The organism is Micromonospora sp. CA-111912, from assembly GCF_050948415.1.
GTDB lineage: Bacteria > Actinomycetota > Actinomycetes > Mycobacteriales > Micromonosporaceae > Micromonospora.
This window is the reverse complement of the sequence record NZ_CP192007.1, coordinates 3065336-3092191: the sequence shown is the minus strand read 5'-3', so window position 1 is coordinate 3092191 and position 26856 is coordinate 3065336. Positions and strand designations below refer to the sequence as shown.

The following is a 26856-nucleotide window of genomic DNA, read 5'->3' as shown; positions in this document are numbered from 1 at the left end:
TGGATACGGGCGGGGCGGCAGGGCTCATCGGGGCTCCACGGCGTCGTAGCGCAGGCCGCTGGAGACGTCGCCGCCGGTGGCGTGCCGGGAGCGGCCGAGCCACAGGTGCACCGAGCCGTCCACGCCACGGGCCAACTGCCACCGGCGCAGCACCCGGGTCCCGGCGCGGCCGATCTCCTCCTCGGGGACGGCCAGTTCGACCACCCCGGCACCGCCGGGGCCGGGCCGCCAGTCGAGCACCCGGCTGTGCCCGAGCACCGGGACCGGTGGCCCGTCGCGGGTCGGCTGCTGGATCGGCACCCGCCGCAGCCGCACCGCGGTCGGGTCGCCGGCCAGTGGGGTGGGCACGAGCGGCACCCAGTTCTCCGGCACGGTGGTGGCGAAGGCGTAGGACAGCTCGGGTACGACCACCGGGCGGCCGGTCGCCGGGTCGACCGGCGGCGGGTCGGGCACCGGCGGGCGGGCCGGTACGGCGGGCCGGGCGACCTGCGCGCTCCGGTCGATCGCCCGGCCGGTCGCGCCGGTCACCGTACGCTCGATCGCCCAGACCAGGTTCGCCATCTCGTCCCGGCCGAACCGGACCTCCTCGACCGGCTCGGAGTCCAGGGTGGCGGCCGCCGTCGCGGGCAGGACGAGCACGTCGGCGGGCCCGTCGGTGACGGCGCCGGACGGCCGGAACAACGCCCAGCCCCGGCCGCCGGGGGCGGCCGGCACCAGGGTCCGGGTGCCGAACGTGTCCGTGACGATCAGCGACCGGATCCGGGTGGCCGAGCCGACCGGCAGCTCCAGCGGGACGATGAAGTGGTCGTTGGCGTAGGCCAGGCCGTACTCGAGCAGGAGCATCCGGGCCAGGTCCCCGGCGCCCGCCCCGACCTGGCCCAGGTTGATCCGGGAGTCCTCCATCTCCCAGAACCGGGTGGCCGGCATCCCGGCGTAGCCGACCGGGGTGGGCAGGGTGATCCGGACCAGTTGCTGGCTGGCCGGTTGCGCCTGCAGGGTGTCGACCGGCGCGTGGTCGAAGTGGTACCAGTCCAGCCGGTCACCGTCGTACTCCCGGGCGGTGAGCACCAGCTCACCGGCCGATCCGGCGGCGCCCACGGCGAACTCGTACTCCATCCGCTCCCGCTGCCAGGCGGTGCCCTCCAGCCCGGCCGCGCTGATCAGCGGGTGGAAGTCGGCCGGTGGCCACGGTGGCGTGTCCGGCCGGGGGTCGACCCCCGGCGCGATGACCGCCGGTAGCTGCAACAGGTACCCCCCGGGCGGGCCGGGCGGGCGGGGCGGCACCCCGAGCCAGGCCAGCCAGCCGGTGATCGCGGTACGCAGCGCGCCGGCCAGCGCCGGCGGCACCGGCAGGTCGTCCTCGACCGTCCCGGCCGCGCAGGCGCGCAGCAGCAGGTCGCCGTGCGGCACCCGGCCGGCGACCACCCGCAGGTAGCCGACCGTGCCCGCGTCGGCAGCCGACGGGGCGTCCGGGGGCACTGCGGGGATCCGGTAGCGGCCGGCGATCGCCGGGCCCAGCTCACCGGCACCGGCCTCGGCCAGCAGCCGCAGGAACTGCTGGCCGGTCTCCGCCGAGAGGCGCAGGTCGTCGGCGGTGGCCGCGCCCTCCCGCTCGACGAGCGCCTCCAGCGGGATGCCGGACGGCAGCCCGATGGTGCTGCCCGAGGCGGCTCCCGGGCGGTACCGGGTGAACGGGTTCACCTCGGCGTGCACCCGGGCGACCACCGGCGAGCCGGCGTCCTCGCCGGTGAACTCGCCGAGCTGCCACTGCCGGGCGAGCAGCCACAGCGGGTCGGCGATGCGCGCCTCCAGCGCCGGGCTCAGGTCGCCGCGCCGGGTACGCGGCTCCAGCCGGGTCCAGGTGGTCACCGACCCCGGCGCGTCCGGGCCGGCGGCCGGTGGCCCGGCGTCCGGCGCCACCTGGTTGTCGTGCACGAGGTGGCTCATCGGCCCTCCTGCTCACCCGGTGCGACGGGTGCCGCGTCCGGTACGAAGTCGGTGGTGGTCGCCGCCTCGGCGACGTTGGTCGGCAGGTAGAACGCGGGCAGGTACTGCCCGCCGGCACCGAGCGAGTCGAGGTCGGTGACCCGGGCGACGGCCAGGTCGAGGGTCTCCTCGACGGCCTGGGCGAGCCCCGCCGGCTGCCAGGTCGCGGCGCCGTCGGCGCTGACCGCCAGCAGCACCGCCTGGCCGGCGGCGGCGGCCGGCGCGTCGTACTCGAAGGTCAGCCCGGTCCGCGTCGTGGCCGCCGGCACCACCTCGGTCCACTCGTCGACGAGCAGGCCGTGCACCGGCTGGGTGAGGTCGAGGTCGCCGAGGCTGACCAGGACCAGCGAGGTCGGCTGGCTGTCCGGCGGCGGCGCAACCTCACCGGCCCACCGGTCGCCGGCCTGGTAGGGCAGCTGGGCGACGCGGACCCGCGCCGGCACCCGCACCACCCCGCCCGCGCCGAGCGCGTCGGCGTACGTCAGCACCTCCTGCAACCGGCCCACCGCCGGGCGGACCCGGCCGTAGCGGGCCAGCCAGCGCCGTACCGGGTGGGGCGAGCCGCCCTGCAGGGCGTCGCTGGCGGCGAGCGCGGTGGTCAGCGCGACCGGGTCGGGGGCCCGGCTGGCCGACAGCACCGGCATGTCGGCGCCGAGCAGCGCCCGGATCCGGGCGACGTGCAGCTCGCGCCGGTCCGCCGGCGGCGCGGTCGGGTCGTCGAAGTCGGTCTCCGGGTCGCAGACACAGCCGCCCACCGGGCACGGGGTGCGCCCGCGCGCCTCGGCCACCAGCCGGCAGTGCGCGGCGACCCGGCGGGCCAGCTCGTCCCCGGCGGACCGGGCGGCCTCCGCCGCGGTGGCCGCGGCGCCGGGCCCCGGCAGCGGCGGGAGCACCCCGACGATCCCAAAGCCGGCGGCCGTGCGCAGCAGGGTGTGCACGGTGGTCTCGTTCCAGCCCGGGTCGCCCGGGCTGCCGGCGGCGCGCAGCCCGGTGGCGGTGCCGAGGGCGAGCTGCCACAGCTCGGTGGCCTGGTGCCGGGTGACGTCGTCGACCTGCGCCGGCGCGTCGGAGTCGGTGCCCAGGTCGGCGGCGAGCAGTTGCCGGCCCCGGCCGAACAGGTCGCGCAGCGCCGCGACCGCGGCGAGGAACTCGGCCAGGCTGACCCGGGAGGCCGGCCAGCCGGGGGCCCGGTCGTAGTCGAGCTCCAGCCGCCATTCGGGGGTCACCTGGGGCGGCGCGAGGCGGCTCCAGGCGACCAGTTCGATCCGTCGGTCCAGGTCGGTGCCGGCCGGGGTCCCCGGGTGCGGCGGCGCGGCGAGGTGGTCCACCGCCGCCGCCTGGAGCCGGTCGAGGCTGCCCTCGACGTGGTCGGTGACGACGACTCCGTCCGGCGCGTGCCAGCGCACCCGCCAGCACACCCGGTTGGCGGGGGGCAGCAGCGCGGCGGTCAGCGCGTCGACCGCGGAGCCGATGATCCGGGGCTGCGTGGACTGGCCGGCCGGCCAGTCCGAGCGCCGGCCGGCGAACCGGCCGTCGAAGTTGAACAGCACGGCGACCCGGTGGGTGACGCTCACCCCGCTGGCCGGGGTGCGGGTGAAGTGCAGCTCGGGCGGGGTGGTGGCCGCGCCGGAGGCGACGTCCACCGCCGCGGCGGCGCGGTCCATGTCGCCCACCGCGAGCTGGTGCACGCCCTCGGCGAGCAGGGTGTCGGCCACCGCGTCGGCGTTGTCGGCCAACTCGGTGAGCACCTCACGGACGGCGATCCGGGCGCCGCCGGGCAGCTTCGCCAGCTCGGTGGCGAGCGCGCCGGCCCGGTGCAGCCGGTGCAGCTCCAACCCGTCGGCGACGGCGGTGGACGCGACGGTGCCGACGATGTCCGGCGGGCCGTCCCCCTTCGGGTCGACCCGGTGCGCCCGGACCGGGGCCAGCCGGCGGAACAGCGGGATGTACTGGTCGAGCGGGCCGCCCGGGTGATCGTGCAGGCCGCGCTCGAAGCGGTAGCCGAGCAGTTCGCCCAGCGCCTGCCCGTCGCGCATGCCGGCGAGGAGCTGCCCGGCCAGCCGGACCCGGCGCGAGGAGAGGTCGACGGCGACGGGGTTGTCGTCGCCGCCGCCGTGTGAGCGCCACGCGCTGCGCAGCACGGCGGCGGTGACCGCCTGCGCCGGCGACGGGGCGTGTACGTGGCCGGCGCCGGCCGGGGCCGCCACAAGCTTCGGCGGCGCGGCGGTGTCCGGTACGTGTGCGGGCCGGTCGACCAGCGTGGGCGGCGGCGCCGGGTGCAGGTCGGTGAGCCAGCCGTACGCGCCGACGTGCACCCCGTCGGGCGTCCCGGCCGGCCGGGTGGCGGCCAGCCGGTCCAGCCGGGTGCTGGCCAGCGAGGTGACCCAGGCGTCCAGTCGGTGTGCGGTGAGCCCGAGCGTCCCGGCGACGTACCGGTCCAGGTCGTCCGGGTCCAGGGCGGCCGGGTCTCCCCCGGTGGGGGCCAGCCCGGTCGCCAGGTCGGCCAGCGCGTCGCGTAGTTCGCGCAGGTCGGCGGTTGCCAGCCGGTGCCGGGTGTCGTCGTCCCCGGCTGCGGCGGCGAGGTACTCACCCACACTTTTGCCGCCGGTGCCGGGCACGGTGACCGCCAGCCGTCGGCGCAGCGTCGGGGTGACCTCACCCGGCCGGATGTCGACCAGTTCCGGCTCGGGGATCTCGGCGGCGGCCGGCAGCCCGGCAGCCTCGGCGAGCAGGTCCGCGGCGGCCGAGTGCTCGGCGATCAGCGCCGCCCGCAGCAGCCGGTGGAACAGCGGCACCGGCCCCGCCGAGGCGGTTGCCGCCGGGATCTGGTCGCCGCGCAGGCCCACGGCGGCGAGCGCGTCGAGGTAGGCACGGATCCGGTCGGCGCGGTCCTGACCGGGTGCGGCCACCAGCGGGGTGCCCAGCGCGAAGGCGTCCTTGGCGAAGACCGCCAGGGACAACCGGGGGTCGACCGGCCCGCCCAGGCCGAGCGCGGCCAGCAGCGCCCGGCCGGGTTCGACGACCTGCTGCCGCCAGCCCGGGCCGAGGTCGAGCCGGGCGAAGCGCCACAGCCAGCTCACGTACTCGTTGCCGAGCATGCTGCGGGCCCGGACCTCCAGCACCCGGGCGTCGGTGGCCAGGATCTCCACCATGGTCTGCTCGGGGTCGGCCAGCCCGGGCCGGATCCGGGGCGCCGGGGTGGCCAGCCAGACCTGCTGCCAGAGGTTGCGCAGCACGGTGACCGCGCGGGCCTCGGCGGGGCTGGCCGGCTGCCAGCCGCGCAGCGCCGCCACCGGCAGCAGTCCGTAGGGCTGCGCGCCGACCCGCAGGGTGGGCAACGGCCCCTCCGGGTGCAGGTGCTCGACGAAGTGGGCGCGCAGCTTGCGCTGCTCGGCCGGGGTGGCCACCGGCAGCAGGTGCCGCAGCATGCTGCCCGGTCCGGCCGGCCAGAGGGCCCGGCGAACCAGTCGGGCCAGCCGGCGTTCGTCCCGGTCGGCCGCGGCGGCGCGGGCCAGCGCGGTCGGCGCGTCGGGGCGTACCGCCCGGCGGCGGACGGTCGCCAGGTCCTCGACGGCCGGCTGGGGCGGTGCGCCCACGGTCGGGGTCGACCCGGCCGGCACGGCGCTGGCCGGCACGGCGCTGGCCGGCACGGCGCTGGCCGGCACGGCGCTGGCCGGTACGGCGCTGAGCGGCACGGCCAGGGCCCGGCCGGCCAGGGCGGCGGCGTTCTCGACCTGCGGCCCGGTGCCGCCGGGTACCGCGTCCGTGCCGGTGACCGGGGCGACCGGGGGGCGTTCGGCCACGGTGACCGTCTCGGTGTTGTTGGTCGGGGTGCCCGGCGGCAGGAAGGCCAGCCCGTCGGTGGCGGCGTGGGCCTCCAACAGCCGGTTCAGCCGCGCCGCGGAGATGTCCGGCGCGGTGTCGGCGTCGACGCCGAAGACCAGCAGGCGGTCCACCGGTTGGGGCCGGCCGGAGCTGTCGGTGGGCACGTCGACGGCGAAGGCCATTCCGGCGGCCACCGCGGCCGGGTAGTCGACCATCCAGCGCATGCCCTCGTCGACCGGGGGCGACTCTGCGGCGCCCGCCCCGATCGGGGTCCCGGTCACCGGGCCGCCCGGCGGCACCGGGGTCGGCCCGGCGGCCAGGTCGCGGGTGACCGGCCCGGAGACGCCGGTGAACAGCGTGTTGCCGGTCGTGCGGCCCACCGCGTACCAGCGGGTCGGCAGCAACCGGACCCGGGCCGGTTCGCACCACGGCGCCGGCCGGCGCAGCGGGTCGGGCAACTCGCCGGTCGCCGGGTCGGGCTCCATCACCCGGGCGATCCAACCGGCCCGGGTTGCCCCGAACCGCCGGACCAGCTCGGTCCAGGCCTCCGCGCCGGGCGGGGCCCGCAGCGGACCGTCGGCCGGGCCGGCGGCGCCGGCCGACGCCGGGTCGCCGGCGGCGGTCGAGCCGAGCCAGTACGCCCGGCCGGCCGCCACCTCGTCGTCGGTCAGCCGGGGCTCGTGGCCGTCGATGTGAATCTGGTCGGGGTAGACCCTGATCCGCAGGGTGGCACCGGCGAACCGGGTCTCCAGCCGGACCGGCAGCAGCGCCACCGGGTACCCGGTGGACAGGGCCCACGGGGTGCCGGTGAGCGCGTCGGACAGCGGCGGTGGGGCCGCCGGGGCGGCGGAGGTGGTGCCGGCTGAGCGGCGGGGGGTGACGGTCATGGTTGGGTCTCCGGCGTGAGCAGCAGGTCACTGGCGTGGCGGGCGAGCATGACGGGCCGTTGCAGCGCCACCCGGGCCATGTCGGCGGCGTTGCGGCCGAACACCGCGCCGTCCACCGCCGTGCCCGGGAAGCCCGGCGCGTACGGGGAGAGGAACCGCGCTCCCCCGGGCAGGTGGCCCCAGTGCAGGTCGTCCCAGTGCTCGCCGGCCCAGGCGGGGGCGCCGGGCGGGTCCGACTCCGGCCAGTCGTCCGGCTCGGCGTCCAGGCCGAACCGGGGCGCGGTGGGCTGCTCCCGCAGGACGAAGAAGTAGCCGGGATCGCCGAGCGCCTGGTCGGTCGCGCCACGGGCCTGGTCGGCGGTGTACGGGAAGCCGAACAGCAGCAGGTCCGGGGAGAGCCAGGCGTTGAAGATCGGCGGCAGGTCCACCCCGGTCGGTTCCCGCCGCTGCGGCCCGGTCCAGCGGGCGCGGCGCATGGTGACCACGGTGGACGGGAAGCGGCGCAGCACCTCGCCCCGGATGACCAGGACCAGCGACTGCTCGCCGGGGGCGCCGACCGCGGTCAGGTGGTTGCCGAGCGGGCCGGTGAGCCAGGCCGCGTCGGTCAGCGGCGGTATGTCGGTCAGCGGCGCGCCGGCCGACACCGCGCCGCGGACGTCCCAGAACTGCCGGAACCAGGTCTGCCGGGGGTCGGCGGGGAAGCCCCGCCACAGCATCTCCCGGCTCATCTCGTGGTTGAGCCCGACCAGGAACGCCTCGATGAACCTGGGATTGGCGGCCAACGCGGTCATCGTCTCCGGCGCCACCGCCGGCAGGTTCGGCACCACGTGCTCCTGGGACAGCCCGCGCAGCAGTTCGTAGCTGGGCACGTCGAAGGTGATCCCGGCGAGCAGCCGGCGCAGCGGGTCCCCGGTGTCCGGCAGCGCGTCGACCAGGAGTTCACCGCCGACGCTCAGGCCGGCCAGCACCTCGCCGGCGACCGCGGTCTCCGGGCGGAGCGTGGCACGCACCGCGCCGGCTGCCGGGCCGAGCGGCACCGACGGCGGCTTCGGGTCGACGGCCAACGCCTGGGCCGGGGCCAGCCGGTCCTGGTGGTTCGCGGCGGCGGCCATGAACCGGTCGCCCATCGTGGCGCGGGCGGCCACCAGGTCGGCGCGCAGGTCGGCGACGAGCAGGCCGCACCCGCGCCCGGCCGCCGCGTCCGCCGCCCCGGGGATGTCCTGCGGCGGGCTCCAGATCACCGGCACGCCGGCCGGGTCCAGGTCGAAGCCGACCCTGGTGGTGAGCACACCGACCCGGGAGCGGTGCGCCACCACCAGATCGGGCCGGCGGGTGCCGCTGACGTCGACGACCGCGACCCCCGCGGCGACGCCGGCGGCCACCTCCGCCTCGCCGCCGACCGGCAGCGGGCTGGTCCACCCGTCGGCGATCCGGCCGCGCCGGTTGACGCCCCGGCCGGTGAAGTACCGGGCCACCTTCTGCCCGGCGGTGTTCTCGCCGGCCACGAAGACCAGCAGGTCCGGCACCTGGTCGCCGGTCATGTCGACCACGTCGACGCTGACCGAGCGGATCGCCTTGAAGGTGTACGGGGTGGGCAGCGAGTCGGTCCAGCCCCGGGTGACCCGGCCGGCCGCGTCCAGTCCCCAGCCGACCCGGTAGTACACCCGGTTCGCGGCGGCGTCGGGGCCGTCGATGGCGTAACCGACGACGAGTTCGGGTGACCCGTCACCGTCCAGGTCGGCGACGGTGACGTCGAGCGCGCCGGCGTACCCGCCGACCGGGTCGGGCAGGTCGTACGGGCCGGCCCAGCCGCCGGTGGCGGCGCCGTTGGCGTCGATCCCGCTGCCCACCCAGTAGGCCAGTCGCCGGGTGCCGGCCACGTTGCCGGCCAGGACCGCCACCGCGAACAGCTGTGACGGCCGGCCGCCGGTGAGCGGCGCGGCGGTGACCGCGGTGGCCACCGCGGTCACGCCGGTGAACGGTCCGGCCGCCGCCGCGGTGAGGGTGTTCTCCCGCAGCGCGCCGTCCTCGCCGAGGTGGTGGGCGGCCTGCGAGCGGATCCGGCTGCCGGCCCCCTCGTCGACCGTGTACGACACCAGCAGCGAGGAGAGCAGGCCGACCCGGGGCGCGAAGCGGACGTGGGCCGGGGCCGGGGCGGTGTCCGGGCCGGCGCCCCGGGGATCGGCCGGGGTGCCGTGGTCGACCCACCCGCCGCCCCGGTTGCCCCAGGAGTACGCGGCCAGCCGCCCGTCGGCGGTCCGGACGAAGACCTCCCCGTCGCGGTCGTCGCCGGTGACCGGGCCGGGCCGGTGCGCCGCGATCCCGTTGGCCGGCCGGCCAATCTCCTCCCAGTACCAGGAGTAGACCCCGGTTTCGTCGTTGCGCCACTGGTAGCGGCCGTACAGCCGCAGGTCTGCCGGGTCGGCGTCGGGGTGGGCCAGGACGAGCAGCTCCGGCTCCTCGTCGTGGCCGCTGGCCACGGTCTGCTGGCCCAGCGAGACGATCCGCAGGTTCTGTGGCAGCGGCGCGCGGAAGGAGACCCGGCCGTGGTTGAGGAACCCGCCCCAGCCGGGCACCCGGGTGACCAGTTCGCCGGTCGGGGTGAGGTAGCCGAAGCCGTCGGCCCGGGGATGGCTGAAGGTGTGGTAGGCCGCTGGGGAGCCCCAGATCGGCGGCGGTTGGCCGGGGCCGTCGGCGACCAGGCTCCACTGTCCGTTGTGGACGAACAGCCGCTGGGCGGTGGTGGCCACGAACACGCCGACCGGGGTCGGGCGCGGCGAGCCCCACAACCGCTCTCCGGTGGCGAGCTGTGGGCGGCCCAGTGACGCCCAGGTCCGGGCCACGGTGCCGAAGCGGTACAGGTCACCGCTCGGGCCGAGCATGAAGACGTCGGTGCCGCGGGCGGTGGGCCGGCTCGCCGTGCCGCCCGGTGGGCTGCCGCAGTCCGTCCACACCCAGCGGTCGCCGTCGTACCGGCGCTCGTAGAGCCGGCTGTCGCGGGTACGCACGTACACCCGATCGGGGGCCACGGTGGCGCCGGAGGTGACGACCTGGGTGCCGGCCGGGGCGCCGTGGTCCCGCCAGGTCCAGACGCCGTCGAGCCGGCGGCGTTCGAACAACCGGCCGTCGGCGGCAGCGACGAAGAACCGGTCCGGGCCGAGCAGGTCGCCGCCGTTGCTGGCCAGCGTGGTGACCGGATCGTCCGCCGCGGCCGGGGCCCAGGCCGCCGGGGCCCAGGTGGCGGCGGTGTGCCACCACGGGTTCCGGCCGGCCGCCTCGATGGCGGCCCGGGTCAGCCGGGCGATGCCCTGCCCGGGTGGGACCAGGGTGTCGAAGACGACGCCGCCGGCCGGGATCCGGGCCGGCGGCACCGGGCTCGCCCCGCCGGCCAGCCGCAGCAGCGCCGACGACGACGGCGCGGCGGGGCGCAGCCGGCGGGCCAGCGGGCCGCGCGGGCGGGCCAACCGGCGGAACGGCGCGCTGGTGGCCGCCCGGGCGCCGGCGTTGCCGTCGAGCAGCTCGTCCAGCGACTCGACCGGGGCTACGCCGGAGCCGGTCAGCCCGGTCGCGGCCGGGGCCGGGACCAGGTCGTGCACCGGCCGGGCCAGCGCGACGAGCTGGTCGTCACCGAGGGCGTTCCCCGGCGCGGCCGGGTCCACCCGCTTGGCGAACAGGGCGGCGGCGCTGTCCCGGGCGGCCTGCCCGCGCAGCAGTTGCTCGTTGACCTCGCGCAGCTCGGCGGCCCGCTGCCAGGCGGCGGCGGCCAGGTCCTCCTGGTGTTTCTGGATCACCCGGGTGCCCAGCGCCGCCGCCGCCCGGTAGCGCGGGTCGAGGTTCAGCCCGGCCAGCCACCTCGGCTCGCTGCCCGGCGGTGGCACCTGCCCCTGCCTGCTGTGGATCTCGCCGTACAGCGGTGGGGTGAGCCAGTCCTCGACGTGCGCCAGCAGCTCGGTCATCCGGGCCTGCCAGGGCCCGGCGGCGGCCGGCTGCCAGACGGTGGGGGTCATCGCGGGCGAGGCGAGCGCGCCCTCGAAGGCCAGCACGGAGCGGCCCTCCACGCCGGCGGGCTCAAGGTCGGGCAGCCCGCCGCCGGCGGCGCCGACGTCCACCGGCTGCCGGCCGACGTCCGCCGGCAGGGCCCGGCCGCGCAGCCGCCGGGCCAGCGACTCGAAGTCGCCGTCCGGGCCGGTGCGGAAGGTCCAGTGGTGGTAGACCGGCAGGATGATCGGGGCCTGCGGATCGGCCGCCGGGGAGCCGGGGCCCCAGGCCGGCACCAGCGGGCCGTCGTCGATCGGCAGGCCCAGTCCGGCGCGCACGCCGGCGTCGAAGGCCGGTACGACGGCGGCCAGGTAGTCGGTGTCCGGGTCCAGCCGCCGGGGGCAGACCAGCCGGGACAGGGTGCGTTCCGGTGCGTCGGCGATGACGTCGGCGACGTCCTCGTTCTCCGTGACGACCAGTATCTGGGCGTGCGCCCAGGCCCAGGACTCGACGAGGTCGGGCAGCTGCCCGACGGTGGTGCCCAGCCGGGCCAGCGGTTGCCCCGCCGACGTCTCCAGCCGGCCCTGCGGGCCCACCGGGACGACGACGAGCACCAGCCAGGGCCGCAGCCGGCCCTGCGGGTCGGGCTTCGCCGGGGTGTACAGCCAGGGCAGGTCGGGCCGGTCGAACTCGACCGCCGCGAACAGCGTCCCGTCGACGTTGTCCGCGCCCGCCGCCGGGTGGCTGCGGATGATCTGCTGGCCGTCGAGGCCGGTCACGTCGCCAGGTCCGTGCAGCAGCGCGGTGGTGGTGCCGACGACGTCCACCGGGTCGACCCCGGCGGGGCCGGTGCCGCGCGCGGTCACCGAGAGCGTCACCTCGGACCGGGCGGCCGGCAGCGGCCCGGTGAGCGGGTCGGGTTCGGAGACGAGCCGGGCGACGCCGTCGCGTACCCAGGGCAGGAAGCGGAGGCCACCCATGTCAGGACACCTTCTCGGGTTCGGGCAGGGCAATGGTCGGTTCGGGCACGTGGACACCGGCCCGGCGGATCAGCCGGCCGCGGTCGCCCCCGGGGGCGACCTCGGCGGCCTGGGTCGCGGTGGGCAGGGCGGTCACCGGTGGGCGTACCCGGGCGGTGGCCTGCCGGGCCCGCCGGCCGGCGGGGTGCGGAACGCCCCGGCCGGCCAGCCAGGACGGCCCGGCGTCGCGCAGGCCGAGGCCGGCGCCGGTGAACCGGGCCGCCCCGCTGGTGCGGGCGCGGGCGTTGGCGGCCGGGCCGGTGGCGGCGAACAGGGCCAGCAACCCGCCCGGTACGGCGTCGGCGGCCGACAGCGGGTGCGCCGCAGCAGGCATCTCCCGGCCGGCGTCGTCGGGGTCGTCGATGATCACCCGGTCGTAGGCGCCGTCGCCGTCGAGCCCGGCGAACACGGTGCTGCCGTCCGCCGGCAGGGTGGTGCCGTCCGGCAAGGCCACCTCCCGGCCGGCCTCCAGCCGCTCGAAGCCGGGGGTGAGCACCCGCTGCTCGGGGGTCAGGTCACGGAACTGGCCGGGGGCGAAGTCGTCGAGGATCGGCGCGCCGAGGGTGCCGCGTACCGTGCCGTCGCCGGTGCCTGCGCTGACCTCGGTGAGGGTGAACCGGTTCGGGCCACGGAGGCGGGAGGTGCCGATCCGCTGCAACTCGACGTCGAGGGGAAGGACGTTCTGGCGTACGCCGAGGGTGGCCCCCGGGGAGAGCAGCAGCGCTCCCCCGGTGTCCTCGACCGCCCGCAGGGCCACCGGTTCCGCCCCGATGGCGGCGGCCCGGATCTCCCAGGCGTCCGGGGTGGACAGGGCCGGCTGGAGCAGGTCCGCGGCCTCCACGTAGGTGGGCTCGGGCTGGTCGGTCTTCTTGCCGTCGGTCCAGTCGAGCTTGGCCGACACCTCCCACCACAGGAACTTGATGCGCGCCTCGCCCCAGGCCCGCCAGGGGCCGGGGCCGCTCACCCCGATGAACAGCCGGATGACCAGCAACTCGGTGCCGTCGTAGGTCAGGGCGACGTACGCGCCGATCTCGGCGGTGAACCAGAACGGCTTGAACTGGAACAGCACGTCCAGCCAGGCCCGGCCGTCGAGGACGAACCCGGCCGCCTCGAAGCGCATCAGCAGTTCGGCGCCGAACTGGGCGGTGTTGCTGGTGACCGCCAGGTACGCGTTGAGCTTGATCCCCTTGCCCAGCTTCAGCAGCTTGATCTCGAACCGCTTGAGCGCCGGGAAGCCTGCCGGCGGGCAGAACCTCGGGTGGAACCCGCCGATCGACAGGGCGAACGACTTGTCCCCGCCCCACCGGGCCCGCAGGGCCATCTCGCCGGAGACCGGCTGGCCGAACAGGTTGGAGTCGATCAGGGCCGCGTCGAGGCTGATCTCCTTGCTGGCGACGTCGATGATGCCGACCGAGTCCAGCCGGAGCCGACCGGCCGGCCGGAAGTCGATGACCAGCTTGCCGAGCAGCAGCACCCGGACCGGGTCGGGGAACTCGACCAGCACGGCCAGGTCCGCGACGATCTGCCCGGAGAGGAAGTTCAGCCGGACCATCGCGCCGAGCACGGTGCCGGTGGGGTCGACCGGGAAGATCCGGCTGAGGGTGGCGATCACCGCCGGGGCGCGGCCCACCGCGTCCTCGGGGAACAGCAGCGAGTCCAGGGTTCCGGCGCGGGCGGCGTTGCGGACCTCCTCGGGGTTGCTGCGCCGGTTGTGCCCGACCACCAGGCCCAGGCCGGTGATCGAGATGCCCCAGAACAGCATCAGACCCGGGTACCACTGGAAGGTGCCGACGACGAGCATCGAGAAGGTGTGCTCGCCGTCGGCCTCGGCCAGTCGGCTGCCGTCCGGGTTGCGGGTGTTGAGGATCGCGGTGGCCTGGAGCAGGAAGCCCCGCATCGGCGACAGCCCGTCCTTGGCGGCGATGCCCAACTGGAGCGCGCCGGCGTACATGCCGCGCGGCTCGTCGATGAACAGGTAGCCGCCGCCGTTGACGAAGCCGTTGTCGATCCGCAGCCCCACCCCGTCCGGGGCCTTGAAGCGGGGCACCAGGTCGGCGCCGCCGAGGTTGCCGGTGCCGGCCGGCAACGCGGGCGGGAAGGTCAGGTCGGCGCGGATGCCGATGTTCTCCACGACCGCGTGCAGCGGACCGATCTCGGCCCGGACCGTGGTGGTGACGGTCAGGCTGACGCTGGCGGTGTGCGTGCTGGCCGCGAGCGCGACCCGCAGACCCTCCAGGTGTACGCCGTGCAGCGAGAGGTGCATCGGGTACTCGGCGGTCAGCGCGGCGGCCCCGGACAGGTGCAGGCCGGTCCGCAGCGACCAGCCGAGGCCGAGGTCGAAGCCGAACCGCAAACCGTCGGCCGGTAGGAGCCGGGCCAGCAGTCCGTCGCCGTCGCCGGCCTTCACCACCAGTTCGGCGCGGCCGGCGGTGAGCATCAGCTCGATGTCGTCGCGGCCGGTGCCGAGCGCCGCCCGGCCGCGCAGCACGAGCTGCCCGATGGCCAGGTGGGTGCCGTCGGGCGCGCCGATGACCCAGCCGGGTTCGTCCTTCGGCGCGATCCGGGCGACCTCGGCGGAGAACTTCACCGCCGGGCCGCCGCCGGCGACCGTCACGCCGGCCGAGTTGATCGCGATGGCCGGGCCGGCCCCGGCCAGGTCGGCGGCGACGTTCCAGCGACCGAATGCGCCTTCGAGGTGCGTCTCCCCGGTGGGGGCGACGATCCCGGTGAGCAGGCCGTCCCAGCAGGCCAGGGCGAGGGTGACGCCGAGGCGGAGCTGGGCGTCGGCGTCGGCCGGGCCGGCCAGGGGGCGCGGTCCCGGCTGGCCGGCGAGCGCGACCGGCTCCCCGCCACCGGGCGGTCCCGCGACGGCGAACCGGACCCGGAGCAGCCCGTCGGCCAGCCGAAGCCCGGCCTCGCCCTGGTCGGGGCCGATGCCCGGCCGCACCCCGTGCGCGGCGTCCACCCCGAACGCGCGCAGCGTCGCGGCCAGCCGGGGCAGCAGCCGCGCGGCCAGCGCCTCGACGGCCTCCGGGGTGCCCCAGCCGGCGGGCGCGTACAGGTCCTTGAGGTACCCGCCGGGGTCGGAGACCAGCTCGACGAGCCGCTCCAGGTGTAGCTCGTCGCGGTGCCGGGGCAGCCGGATCGGCGCGTCACCGGCCGGCATCGGCGGGCTCGCTGGCAGCTCGACGCCGGGGGTGACCAGGCCGAGCAGGGTCAGCAGCGGCACCGTCCAGGGCGCCCGGCGCAGCAGGTAGGTCAGGATCAGGTGGTCGACCAGGTCGTCGGCCAGCGCCTCGGGCAGGCCGTCCACCGGGGGCAGCTTCCCGCGCAGCGTCGGGGGCAGCGTGCCGACCTGCCCGAACGCGGTGCCGGCCGCGGTGGCGATCTTCTTGAGTTCGGCCAGCGAGTCGGGCAGGCCGTCGGCGATCGCCGCGTCCAGCGTGTCGACGGCCGTCCCGACGGTGCCGACCCACGTCTCGAACGTGTGCGCGTCGACCCCGCTGATCGCCTCCAGGTCCCAGCCCAGCGCCCGCATCAGCCGGGCCCGCCGCCACGGGTCGTACGAGCCGAGCACCGGCTCGGCCAGGGTGCGGAGTTCGCCCCAGAGCAGGGCGAGGACGTTACGGTTCCGCTCGACGTCGTCGCTCATGCGTCCGGGTCTCCTTCACTGCGGTGGTGGTCGTCGCGTCGGGTTCGGCGGGGACTCATCCGGTCACCCGGGACAGCTCGCCGGTGTCCAGCCGCAGCGAGCCACGCCGCGGCGACAGCGTCCGGTCGGCCACCGGCAGCGCGGCGACCGGGAGCTGGTAGGTGGTGCCGCCCGGCCAGGCCGGCCAGGCCCGCACCGCAGCCAGCGCGGCGGGCAGCTCGGCGTCGGCCGTGGCGACCTGGCCGATCGCGGTGATCAGGGCGGTCTCGTGGGTGTCGGTCCAGCCGGTGGGCGGGCCGGTGAAGTCCGGCCCGAGGGTCCGGGCCACGGTCAGCACGGTGCGCAGCTCGGTGGCGGCGCGGGGCACGGTCCGCTGCTCGGGCGGCTCGCCGGCGACCGGCTGCCCGAGGGCGACGAGGTGGTGGGCGCGGTACGCCTGCCAGCAGGCGAGCTGGGCCACCGCCCGTTCCGAGGTGAACAGGTCACCGACCCGGGCCCGGCGGGGATTACCGTCCGGGCCGGGCACGTCCGGCACCGTCACCGGGGCCGCGCCGGGCGGGTCCCACGCGGTGCTGAGCAGGTCGTGCAGGCCCTGGCGGGCGAAGCGCCAGATGCTGTGCCGGACTCCCCGCTGGGTTCGCAGGCCCGCCGTGAAGCGGTGCACCCAGTGCCAGCCGCGCAGGTCGAGCAGCTCGACGACGTTCTCGATCGGCCGGCCCGCGCCGCCGGTGTGGTCGCTCATCGCGGGTCGGGCCCGACTCACCCGCAGCTCGGGGTGGAGCAGGGCGCTACCGTCGACGCCCCAGCCGGGCGTCGCGGACAGCCCGGCCAGCCCGCCCATGGCCTCGTACGCGTCGCGGTCGGTGGCGCGCAGCGCGGCCAGCCAGGCCCAGAGCTGGCCGGGTTCGGTGCGCCAGTCCGGCCGGGGCGGCAGGGTCACCGGCGTCGTGCGGGGCCCGTCCGCCGGCCAGCCGAACGGGCCGATCCGCAGCACCCCCGCGTCGGTGCCGTCCAGCACGTCGAACCAGCCGCCGGTGGAGCCGGGCCGGGTGTTCTCGGCGACCGCCCGCAGCACCTTGAAGGTGGACAGCCGGCGGCGGGCCGGGTCGGCCGTCGCGGGGTCGGCGCTGCCGGCGGCGGCTACCAACGCGGCCAGCGACGGCCCGGCCGACTCCCCCTCCCTCGGCGGGATCAGCGCCTCGGGGAGCAGTTCGACCGCAGGCTCGACCAGCGGGCCGGCCCACTGCGGTGCGGCGGGTCGGCTGCTCCAGCCGCCCAGCGGGATCAGCTCGGGGTGGTTGGCCGGTGCCGGCCCGGCGCCGGCCGGGCGGCCGGTCACCACCCGCGAGTAGAGCCGCTGGTCGGCCGGGTGGGCGGTGTCGGCGTGCCAGACGTTCCCGGCGGCGAGTTGTTGTGGGCTGCCGCCGGCGACCTGCCACGCCTCCACCACCACCGGGCAGCGCCAGCGTTTGTCCAGCCAGTGCCGGACGGTGAGCTGGGTGGCCAGGTCGGCCACCCCGGTGACCGGTCCGAGGTAGCGCTCGGCCTCCGGCACGTCGACCGGCGTCAACCGGTCGGAGTACCGGGCGGCGGTCGCTCCGGCGGGTTCGTGGGCGACCCGGGCCGCGCGGGCGTACGTCTGGAACTCGCGCACCGCCCAGTAGGTGGTCGAGTCGAACTCGCCTGGGTTGCGCGCCGGCCCGAACCCCAGCGTGGCCAGGTCGGCCTGCAACCGGGTCACCCACCGGTCGGTGACCAGGGCGGACAGCCGGTCGGCTCCGTCGTAGTGCGCCTTGACCCCGGAGCGGGCGTCGTGGTCGTCGGGGCGCAGCACGTAGCCGTACGGCGGATCGGCCAGCAGCGAGCAGCCGTACGACAGGTCGATGGTGTAGCTGGTCAGCGCGGCGGCCCGGGTCTCCGAGGGCAGGTGCCACCAGAGGCGCTGGGTGGCTGTCTTGCCCTCGCCCGCCGGCCAGTCGAAGGTGATCTCGCCGAGGTTGTTGTGGCCGACGATCTCCTTGCCGTTGCCCCACTTGCCAAGGTACCCGTCGAGGTTGCGGGCGGCGGCCAGGTACTGCGCCAGCGCCTGGTCGCGGGGCAGCCCGGTCGGGTCGAGGACGCCTTCCGGCGCCCCGTCCCGCCGGACCGTCGGGTCGGCCTCGTCGTGGTGGGCGAACTGCACCTGGATGCTCCACTCCGGCGGGCGGCTGAGCAGCTTCAGCCGGTCGTACTCGCTGACCGCTGGCCGGCCGGAGACCCACCATTCGGAGACGGCGTCGGCGGCCACGCTCACCTGGACCCCGGCCTGGAAGCGCCGGCCCTGACGCTGTTCCTCCTCGTTGGCCCAGCCGACCAGGTCGATCCGGCCGAGGCTGTCCAGCAACGGCACGTAGCCGACGTCGTGCAGCATGCGGGTCAGGAACACCTCGTTACGCAACGCGCTGGAGACGAAGCCGGCGATCACGCCCTCGGTGCGGTTGACCCCCTGGAAGGGGTGGGCCGGGTCAGGGCCGCAGGCGTACGGCAGCGTCGCGGAGTAGCGGATCCGCTCGGCCGAGCCGAAGTGGATGTCGCCGCCGAGCATGACGATCCGCCGACGCCGGACCCCGTCGGGGCCGGGCGGGGCGGCGGAGAGCAGCCGGCCGAGGAACTTGTGGGTGGCCGCGTCGCTGGTGATCCACGCGTCCTCGGCGTCGGCCTCGTACCGGCCGGAGAGGGCCTTCATGGCGGGCTGGGCCACCTGTTCGAGCAGCGGCATGCCGAACACGGCGACCGGTTGCGCCAGCACGGTGACCGACTCGTCGTCCAGCACCCCGCCGCCGCTGATCATCTCGTTGAGCGGGTGGTCGGCGAGCAGCAGCCCGCCGGGGTGCTCGGCGCCGGCCGGGAACTCCCGCCAGGTGCGGGTGTCCAGGGCGACGAGCTGGTAGCGCGGCCAGGTGACCGTGAAGTGGTAGGTGAGCGCGCCGGCCGGGCGGACCGGCCGACCGTCGGTTCCGACCGTGGTGGGCAGGCCGAGGCGTTCCCGCAGCCGCAGGTCGTCCACCGCCCCCGGGGCGGCCAGCCAGCCGCTCAGCGCGGCCAGCAGGTCCCGGCCCGGCTCGCCGGCCGCCCCCTGCTCGGCGAACCGGTCCGGCGTGTTGCCCCAGGCCTGGAAGACCGCGTACGCGGCCATCGCGTTGCGCACGACGCGCCGGCCCAGCTCCGAGGTGACCACGGCGCCGGTGACGAACTCCCGGGTCATGTTCCAGTCGTCGGTGACCTCGTGGTCGTCGGCGACCATGTACGTGGGCACGTTGGCCAGCAGCCGGCGCACCGCCACCAGCCCGCGCTGGAAGTTCATCAGCCGGATGGTCTGTTCCCGCCACCGCAGGTAGCGGTGGATGATCTTCTTCTGCTGGCTGCTGGCGTCGTAGGCGCGGCCGGCCAGCAGCCGGTCGTAGACGGTGTCGCCGGGCCCGCCGCTCTGCGGGTCGCGCAGGATCCGGGTGTCGGCCGGGAAGACGTGCTCGAACCTCGGGTACGTCGCCGGCCAGAGCTGGTCCGACCAGGTCAGCAGGTACATGCAGGCGTACTCGCGCAGCGACATCAGGTGGCTGTCGGCCTCGCCGGAGGTGAACTTCGCGTCCCGGGCCAGGGTCACCCCCCGGTTGCCGGGGGTGAAAAGCCGGTCGGCGGGCGGACTGGTGGAGCCGTCGGGGAGCAGCTCCGGCGGCAGGCCCAGGGCGGCCCCGATGCCGGGCGACGCCGGGACGGCCGGCAGCCCGTCGCGGGCGGGGACCGCGTCGTGCCCGTGCACCATGGACAGCAGGACGTCGGCGACGTCGTCGGCGTAGATCTGGTCACCGCCGAGCACCAGCTGGTGCGGGCGAAGCGTCGGGTTCCCGCCGGCCGCCGCGATGATCGGGTCCAGCACGGCCAGCGCGTCGTGGCCCTCGCCGTGCGGCTTGCGACACGACCCGTGGAAGATCCGGAGCTGCCCGGGGTCCGCCGGGGGCGTCACGAAGCTCGGGTACTCGGGCGCACCGCCCTTGTTCAACGGGTCACCGGCGTAGCTGAGCAGCGATCGGGCGGCGGTCCTGTCGGCGGCCACCGCCCCCGCGGCCAGGAGGCTCGGCCAGGCGCCGGTGGAGCCCGGGAAGGACAGGTCGTAGCCGTAGAGCCGGCCCTGCTGGAGGCCACCGACGGCCTGGACGGTGGCCACGTACAGGTTGCCGCCGAGCCGGACCGCGGCCCGGCTGCCCGTGGCCACCGTGGCGCCCGGGGCGAAGTCCGGACCGGGGCCCACCTCGAACACGGTGAGGACGACGGTGCAGGCGGACCGGACGGCGACGAAGACCGCCACGCTGCCCGGGTCGACCCGCCGCACGATCGGCCCACAGACAACGTGGGGTGGTCCGCCCGGAGCGTCCATCGTCGAGGTTCCTTTCGCAGTTCCACGGGCCGGATCCGGCCGTGTGGGTCGGTGCACCGCGCGGGCCGGCGGGGAGTCCCACCCGTCGCTGCCGGCGGCCGCTGATTCGCGGCACGGTGAACGCGCCACGGCCGCTGCGGTAGCGGCGCACGGCAGTCTGTCCGGCGGTCGCGCCCGTCCACCAGAGACGGGTGTCCCGGGTGGTCGGGACACCCGCCGCTCGGCCGTACGGGCAGCGGACCCCCGGCCCGTTCGGGCGGCGGCGTCCCGGTGCAGAATGAGCGGCTACCCCGGCCTGCCGGCTCCGGTGGCGGGGGTTGCGCCGGGTTGCGAGGCTTACGCCGTGTATGACTACGACCTGTTGGTGCTGGGCTCCGGGCCCAGCGGTCAGAAGGCCGCGATCGCCGCCGCCAAGCTCGGCAGGCGGGTCGCCATCGTGGACCGCCGCGACATGATCGGTGGGGTGTGCATCAACACCGGCACCGTCCCCTCCAAGACGCTGCGCGAGGCCGTGCTCTACCTGAGCGGCATGAGCCAGCGGGACCTGTACGGCAGCAGCTACCGGGTCAAGGAGGACATCACGGTCAGCGACCTGGCCGCCCGGACCCAACATGTGATCAGCCGGCAGACGGACGTCATCCGTAACCAGTTGGCCCGCAACCGGGTCGCGCTGATCACCGGCACCGGGCGGTTCGCCGACCCGCACGCGATCTGGGTGGACGGCGGCTCCGGGCGCGAGTCCCGGATCACCTTCGACCGGGCCGTCATCGCCGCGGGCACCCGCCCGGCCCGCCCGGACAGCGTCGACTTCGACGACCGCACGATCGTGGACTCCGACGGCGTCATCAACCTCGAGGCCGTACCCCGCAGCATGGTCGTGGTCGGCGCGGGCGTGATCGGCATGGAGTACGCGTCCATGTTCGCCGCGCTCGGCACCAAGGTGACCGTGGTGGAACGCCGCGACCGGATGCTCGACTTCTGCGACGAGGAGGTCGTCGAGTCGCTCAAGTACCACCTGCGCGACCTGTCCGTGACGTTCCGCTTCGGCGAGGAGGTCGCCGCCGTGGAGAAGCACCAGACCGCGGCGCTGTGCGTCCTGAAGAGCGGCAAGAAGATCGTCGCGGACACCGTCATGTACTCGGCCGGCCGGCAGGGCCAGACCGACGACCTGGCGCTGGAGGCGGCCGGGCTGGCGGCCGACCGGCGCGGCCGGATCGCGGTCGACGCGAACTACCGCACCACGGTGGACCACATCTACGCGGTCGGCGACGTGATCGGCTTCCCCGCGCTGGCGTCCACGTCGATGGAGCAGGGCCGGCTGGCGGCGCAGCACGCCTGCGGCGAGCCGGTCCGCGAGCTGCACGAGTTGCAGCCGATCGGCATCTACACGATTCCCGAGATCAGCTTCGTCGGGCGGACCGAGGAGCAGCTCACCGACAGCTCGACGCCGTTCGAGGTCGGTGTCGCCCGCTACCGCGAGCTGGCCCGCGGCCAGATCGTCGGCGACTCGTACGGCATGCTGAAACTGCTCGTCTCGCCGGACGACGGCCGCCTGCTCGGCGTGCACGTGTTCGGGACCGGGGCCACCGAGATCGTCCACATCGGGCAGGCCGTCATGGGCTGCGGCGGCACGGTCGACTACCTGGTCGACATGGTCTTCAACTATCCGACCCTGGCCGAGGCGTACAAGGTGGCCGCCCTGGACGCGTCCAACAAGATCCGCAACATCACCCGGATCGACGGCTAGCAAAAATACGCCCGACTATGCGCCGGACGCATCGCACAAGGTTCACCATATGAAGGTCGGCGCATTGTTCGACGTCGAACGTTGACACCCCGAAGCACCTGTGGCAGGTTGACGAATGGCACGGGGCGCCCACCCTCTGAAACTTAATCTCGGCGTTTTCGCCGTTTCGGGGTGTGGCACTCCTGGCCTCGTCCTACCCGTATCACGGATTACTACCGGATCGCCGCCAGCTTCACCGACGATCCGAGAGCCGAGCGGAAGGGGGGCCCAAAATGCGTTACATCCACTGACATGTCGCGCTGCCGCGGCCGTCCGGCGCGTCCGGGCGGTCGCGGCGCCATGTGCCCGCGAACAGCCCACCACCTCGGAAGGGACGTCTCCTGTGGCGGACGAGGCCACTGCTGCGGTGCGTGACCCGATCTACGATCCACTGACCCCGTCCGTGATCGCGGACCCGTACCCGTTCTACCGGAAACTCCGGGAAACGAATACGGTCCACTGGCACGAGTTCCTGGATTCCTGGGTCGTCACGGGCCATGCGGAGTGCCGACAGGTGCTCGGCGACACCACGAACTTCGGCTCCGACTTCCGGCGGATCGGTGTCGAAATCCCGGACACCCAGTTGAGCGTGCAGTCACTCGATCCTCCCGAGCACGGCGCCATTCGACACCTGCTCGTTTCGGCATTGCACGAGCAGCCCCTGACCACCGTACGACAGCAGTTCGCGACGATCGCCGCGCGGCAACTCTCCGAACTGTCCGGGCAGCCCGGGGCCGTCGACCTGGTGAGCCGGTTCGCGCGCCCCGTCGCGCTGCGGACGATCACCGCCTTCCTGGGCGTGCCGCCGCCCGACGGCGCCGAGTTCGAGCAGTGGTCCAACGCGATCGTGCGGAGCATGGACGCCGGCATCGAACCCACCCGGGCGGAGCCGGGCAACCAGGCGCGGGCGGAGCTGAGCCGGCTCGTCACGCGGTGGCTGGCCGACGCCGACGAGCGGGGATTCGTCGGGGCGGCCCGGCGGGCCGCACGGGCTCAGGACGTGCCGGCCGCGGTGCTGGCCAACTCGTTGCGCGCGGTGCTGCACGCCGGTTACGAGTCGGTCAGCCGGCTCCTGGGCGGCGTCCTCGCCCGGCTCGTCCGGCACCCGGAGCTGCTGGCCGGCCCGGCGACCACCGACGAGGCCCTCATCGACGAGCTGATCCGGCTGGACGGCCCGGTGCAGGCCGACGCGCGGGTGTGCGTACGCGACCACGCGGTCGGCGGGCAGACGGTGCGGCGGGGCGACGTGCTGGTGCTGTTCATCGCGGCGGCGAACCGCGACCCGGCGGTCTTCCCCGACCCCGACGCCGTGCGCCTGACCCGGCGCAGGGGCCTGCACCTGGCCTTCGGCCGGGGCGCGCACGCCTGCCTGGGCGCCGGCCTGGCGACCCTCCAACTGCGCGAGGTGCTGGGGGCGCTGCGCGCGGGCGGGCTGCGGCTCGCGCCGGCCGGCCCGGCGAACTACGAGCCCACGGCCACCCTGCGCGGGCTGGCCGAGCTTCCTGTATCGGTGCGCAAGTCGCACCAGACTGACTGACCGTGCCCGACAACGACCGGAGGTTTCGTGCGTAGCGTGAGGGTGTACCACAGACTGGCCGGGCTGGTCGGCGCGTTGTTGCTGGCCGGCGTCGCCCTACCCCCGGGCGGTGCCGCCCGGGCCGCGCCGGGGTCCCTGGCCGACCGGCTGGCCGCGACCGTCAGCGGCGCCGGGGTCCACCGTCACCTGACGGCGCTCCAGCACATCGCCGACGTCAGCGGCGGCGACCGCGGCTACAACCGCGTCGGGTTCACCCGCTCGGCCCGGTACGTCAGCACCGTGCTGCGGGCCGCGGGGTACCAGGTCGTGGAGCAGACCGTCCCCTACACCGACTTCGACATCACCACCGAGCGGCTACGAATCGACGGGGCCGGCGGCGGTGACGTGCCGGTGCTGATGACCCGGTTCACCCCGTCGACGCCGGCCGAGGGCATCGAGGCACCCGTGGCGGCGCCGATCGACGGGCGCTCCGGCTGTGACCCGGCCGACTACGCCGGCGTCGACGCCGCCGGAGCGATCGTGGTGCTCGCCCGGGCCGCCTGCGGCTACACCCGCCAGCAGCAGGTCGCCGCCGGCCTGGGCGCACGGGGGGTGCTGCTGTACTACGTCACCCCGTCCCCGGAGAACAGCTACCGGTTCCACGCCTTCACCCCGGAGGCGTTCACGATCCCGACCGCCTCGGTCGCCCAGCGGGACGGGGAGGCGCTGGCCCGCGCCGCGCGCGGCGACGGCGCCCGCGTGCACCTCACGCTGCGGGCCCAGTCCGTCGCCCGGACCACGGTGAACGTGCTCGCCGAGACCGCCGGTGGCGACCCGGACAACGTCGTGCTGCTCGGTGCCCACCTCGACAGCGTCCCCGAGGCAGCCGGCATCAACGACAACGCGACGATGGCCGCCACGGTCCTCCAGGTGGCCCTGGCGCTGGCCAACCGCCAGCACGCAGTGACCAACAAGGTGCGGTTCGCCTGGTGGGGCGCGGAGGAGATGATCAACGTCGGCTCCGGGCACTACGTGGCCACCCTCTCCGGCGACGAGCGGCGGCGCGTCGCGGCCGTGCTCAACGGGGAGCTGATCGCCTCGCCCAACTACGGTCGCTTCGTCTGGGACCCGGGGACCGGCGGCGGACACGTGCTCGCCAACCTGTTCACCGGGTACTTCGACCGTCGGGGGCTGCCCTACGAGCGGACCGGCCCGGAGTCCATCGGGTCCGACCACCTGGCGTTCGAGGCCGTCGGCATCCCGACCGGCGGGATCGACGGCGGCAACCTGCAGGTCAAGACACCGGCGCAGCAGGCCCGCTTCGGGGGCCTGGCCGGGCAGATGTTCGACCACTGCTACCACCAGCGCTGCGACCGGCTCGACACCCTCAACCGGCAGGCCCTGGACGCCAACGTCCCCGCCGTGGCGTGGGTGCTCGGGCGGCTGGCCGAGGACGTCCGGGACGTCCGGGCGGCGACCGCTGCGGGGCCGGACCGACAGATCGCGTACCCGCCTGCGCGGGACTGAGCAGAGCAGCACCGGCCGGCAACGCGTCCACGAAGGGCGGGCGGCACCGATCCCGTACGCGAAGAGGGGTTCGACAGTGGAAGTGCCGCCCGATTCTGCCCAGGTCGAACGTCTCGCCACGCTGCTTCAAGGACACGCCGTCACGCAACTGCTCGCGTCGGCGGCGCGCTTCCGGATCCCCGACCTGTTGGCCGAGGACGCCCTCCCGGTCGCCGGCATCAGCGCGCGGACCGGAATACCGGTGTCCGCGCTGAACCGGTACCTGCCGGCCCTGGAGGGGCTCGGAATCGTCCGGTGCGAGCCCGACGGCACGTACCGCGTCACGCCGCTCGGACGCCTGCTGCGGCGCGACACCGGCGCGCTCCACGGTCAGGCCCTGATGTCCGGCGACGAGTACTACGGCGCCTGGCAGGAACTGGACCACTGCCTGCTCACCGGCGAGTCGGCGTTCCACGCCCGGCACGGACGCGGGCTGTGGGAGATGGCGGCGGGGAAGCCCGACCTCGCCGCCGGTTTCGCCCGTACCATGCGCTGGAACTCCGCCCGGGCCCTGTCCGACGTCCTCGCGCTCTACGACTTCACCGCCGCGCGGCTCGTGGTGGACCTGGGGGCGGGCGACGCCACGTTGCTGTGTGGTGTCCTGGCCCGCTACCCGAAGGCCCGGGGGCTCGCCGTCGAACAGGGTTCGATGGCGGCACACGCCGCAGCAACCGTGCGGGAGGCCGGCCTGGACCAGCGGTGTGCCGTGCAGACCGGCGACATCCGGCGGGCGGTGCCGAGCGATGGTGACGTCTACATGCTCAAGTCGGTCATCCACAACTGGCCGGATGCTGCCGCCGTGGACATTCTGCGCACCGTCCGGGACGCCATGCCGGCCGGCAGCCAACTGCTCCTGGTCGAGAAGGCCCACGACAGCGCCGACCCGCAGGCGGCGCTGCGGGATCTGACGATGATGGTGCTCTTCGCCGGCCAGGACCGCACGCCCACCGAGTACCACGCACTGCTCACCCGGGCCGGCTTCACGCCCTCCGCACCGCGACTGGGCAGCTCCGGGATGTGCCTGATCGCCGCCACCGCCGCCAGCGTCGGCCATCGCGACGCGGCGCGGCGCACGCCGAACACCGGGGAGACGCCGCGCTGATGCCCCCTGCCGAGGGTGTCGGCCTCACCTCTCGGCCAGCGCCAGGACGCGTCGCTTCATCGGGGGCGCGTAAGGCCATTCAGGATCCGGTCGTCTGGTACCTGCGGACCGCAGCTTCGGCGAGCTGGGTGAGGTATTTGTCGTCGCCGGGTTCGTTGCCCTCCTCCTGGACGACCACCAGAGCGGTTCCGATCCGGACGAGTATGCTGTCCCATTCCAGCGGGTCAGAACCGGACGTACTGATGTTGCTGACGTGAATACTGTCATCGCCGAGCTGCGGCCCTGGTGCCACTGCGAAGCGGCACCTTTCGCCGACGCCAAGGCCGGACGACACGACGACGGTGGGGCAACGGCCGATGAAGGTTCGCAGGTCCGTCATCGCTCGTCGTGCACCGTCATCGGCGTAGGTCCTGAGAACTTCGGTTGCCACCCAGAAGACATCGGGATCCGCGTCATAGCTGAGGGTGGCTGCGGCCATCGCTGACGGAGTCCCGGTCAGCCGCCTGGCCGACAGCAGCGGGATCATGTCCGCACAGGACAGGTCGGCGCTTGAGCGTTGATCTCCAGCATCCTGCGCCATGACTGTCGCGATCTGCACAGTGAATCCGGGCGGCACTGACTCCGTGGTCACCAAGCGTGCGGACAGCGTCGCGGAGTAGCCGGATCCGCCGGTCGCCGGAACTGCTGGGGAGGCTGGCTTCGTGGCTGCGGCCGAGCCCGTCGCCTGCGCCGTGGAGGAGATCGTTTCGCCCGCTGATCGATCCGCTGTTTGAGCCGTTGAAGAACCGCACGCGGTCACCATGCCGACGGCCACCACCGCGACCAACCTACGCAGCACCATCCGAAGCATCCGGGCAGACCCCACCTCTCGCGCGAGACGCGTCAGGCTACCAGCGTGCGTGACACCGTCAGTTTCGGAATCGTGTTGATCTGCACGATCGGCAGCCGCGCCAGGCACCCAGTGAATACGCAGCGCTCAGTTGCGGCTGCGCGAGGGCCACCGTAAGCCGGTGTTGATTCTCTGTCGGGCACAGAGCGGGCACGATGGTCGGCGTAGTCACGGGCACACTTCGCCCCGAATTACATCCGGCCGCCTACAGCACCTCGAAGTCCGGCTGCACGCGC

10 protein-coding genes are annotated in these 26856 nt (G+C 75.1%); 4 read left to right on the top strand and 6 right to left on the bottom strand.

All coding sequences use genetic code 11. The features are described from left to right. Positions 1-24 precede the first annotated feature (24 nt). Genes ACQPZO_RS12810 through ACQPZO_RS12790 form a run of 5 tightly spaced genes read right to left on the bottom strand, consistent with a single transcriptional unit; the run spans position 25 to position 19761 of the window. The gene (locus tag ACQPZO_RS12810) at positions 25-1947 is read right to left on the bottom strand and encodes a hypothetical protein (protein ID WP_433350004.1); all 1923 of its coding nucleotides are present in this window, start codon (positions 1945-1947) and stop codon (positions 25-27) included. Further along, positions 1944-6698: a hypothetical protein gene (locus tag ACQPZO_RS12805; RefSeq protein ID WP_433350002.1), complete on the bottom strand. Its 4755-nt coding sequence runs from the start codon at positions 6696-6698 to the stop codon at positions 1944-1946. Before ACQPZO_RS12805 ends, ACQPZO_RS12810 begins: the two co-directional genes overlap by 4 nt. Beyond that, complete coding sequence (locus ACQPZO_RS12800; protein ID WP_433350000.1) at positions 6695-11656, bottom strand: hypothetical protein; 4962 nt, start codon at positions 11654-11656, stop codon at positions 6695-6697. The genes ACQPZO_RS12805 and ACQPZO_RS12800 overlap by 4 nt, the downstream gene beginning before the upstream one ends. Before the next feature lies 1 nt (position 11657). Beyond that, positions 11658-15347, bottom strand: a complete 3690-nt coding sequence (locus ACQPZO_RS12795) for a DUF6603 domain-containing protein (RefSeq protein ID WP_433349998.1) — start codon at positions 15345-15347, stop codon at positions 11658-11660. A 55-nt stretch (positions 15348-15402) separates the two neighbouring features. Further along, complete coding sequence (locus ACQPZO_RS12790) at positions 15403-19761, bottom strand: hypothetical protein (protein WP_433349996.1); 4359 nt, start codon at positions 19759-19761, stop codon at positions 15403-15405. 343 nt (positions 19762-20104) lie between these two features. Between ACQPZO_RS12790 and sthA the strand changes: the two genes are divergently transcribed. The 4 genes from sthA to ACQPZO_RS12770 all read left to right on the top strand — a co-directional run bounded on the left by sthA (position 20105) and on the right by ACQPZO_RS12770 (position 25731). Further along, a complete protein-coding gene (gene sthA / locus ACQPZO_RS12785) occupies positions 20105-21508 on the top strand; it encodes a Si-specific NAD(P)(+) transhydrogenase (RefSeq protein WP_433349994.1) in 1404 nt (467 codons plus the stop codon). Between the two features lie 382 nt (positions 21509-21890). Continuing rightward, positions 21891-23084, top strand: coding sequence for a cytochrome P450 (locus tag ACQPZO_RS12780; RefSeq protein ID WP_433349992.1), 1194 nt, complete (start codon positions 21891-21893; stop codon positions 23082-23084). A gap of 42 nt (positions 23085-23126) precedes the next feature. Next, the gene (locus ACQPZO_RS12775) at positions 23127-24590 is read left to right on the top strand and encodes a M28 family peptidase (RefSeq protein WP_433349990.1); all 1464 of its coding nucleotides are present in this window, start codon (positions 23127-23129) and stop codon (positions 24588-24590) included. Between the two features lie 82 nt (positions 24591-24672). Further along, the gene (locus ACQPZO_RS12770; RefSeq protein ID WP_433349988.1) at positions 24673-25731 is read left to right on the top strand and encodes a methyltransferase; all 1059 of its coding nucleotides are present in this window, start codon (positions 24673-24675) and stop codon (positions 25729-25731) included. Positions 25732-25810: 79 nt separating this feature from the next. Here the strand turns inward: ACQPZO_RS12770 and ACQPZO_RS12765 are convergent, their stop codons facing one another. Beyond that, on the bottom strand, positions 25811-26572 hold the full coding sequence (locus ACQPZO_RS12765; protein WP_433349986.1) for a hypothetical protein: 762 nt from the start codon (positions 26570-26572) through the stop codon (positions 25811-25813). Positions 26573-26856 lie beyond the last annotated feature (284 nt).

What these genes read in the sequence shown, in the direction of transcription:
- ACQPZO_RS12790 (WP_433349996.1), bottom strand. Translation starts at nt 19,761, where the DNA reads ATGGACGCTCCGGGCGGACCACCCCACGTTGTCTGTGGGCCGATCGTG.
- ACQPZO_RS12800 (WP_433350000.1), bottom strand. Translation starts at nt 11,656, where the DNA reads ATGGGTGGCCTCCGCTTCCTGCCCTGGGTACGCGACGGCGTCGCCCGG.
- ACQPZO_RS12765 (WP_433349986.1), bottom strand. Translation starts at nt 26,572, where the DNA reads ATGGTGCTGCGTAGGTTGGTCGCGGTGGTGGCCGTCGGCATGGTGACC.
- ACQPZO_RS12805 (WP_433350002.1), bottom strand. Translation starts at nt 6,698, where the DNA reads ATGACCGTCACCCCCCGCCGCTCAGCCGGCACCACCTCCGCCGCCCCG.
- ACQPZO_RS12810 (WP_433350004.1), bottom strand. Translation starts at nt 1,947, where the DNA reads ATGAGCCACCTCGTGCACGACAACCAGGTGGCGCCGGACGCCGGGCCA.
- ACQPZO_RS12795 (WP_433349998.1), bottom strand. Translation starts at nt 15,347, where the DNA reads ATGAGCGACGACGTCGAGCGGAACCGTAACGTCCTCGCCCTGCTCTGG.